The organism is Myxococcus vastator, from assembly GCF_010894475.1.
Lineage (GTDB): Bacteria > Myxococcota > Myxococcia > Myxococcales > Myxococcaceae > Myxococcus > Myxococcus vastator.
Window position 1 is genome coordinate 1 of sequence record NZ_JAAIYB010000922.1, and the last position, 746, is coordinate 746.

The window sequence follows — 746 nt, forward strand, 5'->3', positions numbered from 1 at the left end:
GACCGAGCCGCCAGCGCCGCGCTCCACCGAGGTCCACACGGACGTCATGCCTCCGAAGCCTCCCAGGCCGCGCGGGAGCCCGGCGACGAAGGCCCCGGAGAGGCGCGCCAGCCCGCTGAAGGCCAGCGCGGCCCCCGCCAGCGTGGGCGTGGTGCGCCTGAGCCCGCTGGAGCCCCTGGGCGCGAAGGTGGTGGCCGCCGAGGAGGAGGCCCCCGCGCTGCGGACGATGTTCGCGAACCACTCGGCGCTGCTGGCCGAGCAGCTCCGCGACGCGCTGTCGACGAAGCTGTATGGCCGGGGCCCGCACCGGGTGCTGCGCATCGACGAGCCGGAGGGGCCCAGCACCGCGGGCGGGAAGCTGGCGCGGCAGGCCATCTCCCTGGTGCCTCGCAAGGGTGAGGGGACCTCGCTGACGTGCGGCTGGGTGGACGTGTCCAAGCGCGAGGCCCAGCTCCGCAGCTTCGAGTCGGTAGCGAAGCGGTACGCGCTTCAGCACGGCGAGCCGCTGGAGCTGCAGGCCGAGGAGTACGAGCGCTTCCTCTCAGACGTCGAGGCGGTGCTCCTCCAGGCCGTCATCAAGGTCCGCGTCATCGTCCCCGAGGAAGCGGGCGCGGTGCGCGTCGCGGGCCCTTCCGCCTCCGCCCGCGCGAAGGGCGTCCCGCCCCTCTGGGCGGGACTGCTGGCCGTGCTGGCCTTCGTGCTGGGCCTGCTCGCGGGGCGGATGGGGGCGGGCGGCTGAGCTACGC

The 746-nt window shown here is 75.1% G+C and carries 1 protein-coding gene; it reads left to right on the forward strand.

Annotated elements, in window-relative coordinates:
* Positions 1-739 (forward strand): hypothetical protein (locus tag G4D87_RS38350; RefSeq protein WP_163787662.1); only part of this gene is annotated, 739 nt, incomplete at its 5' end.
* Positions 740-746: the final 7 nt, after the last annotated feature.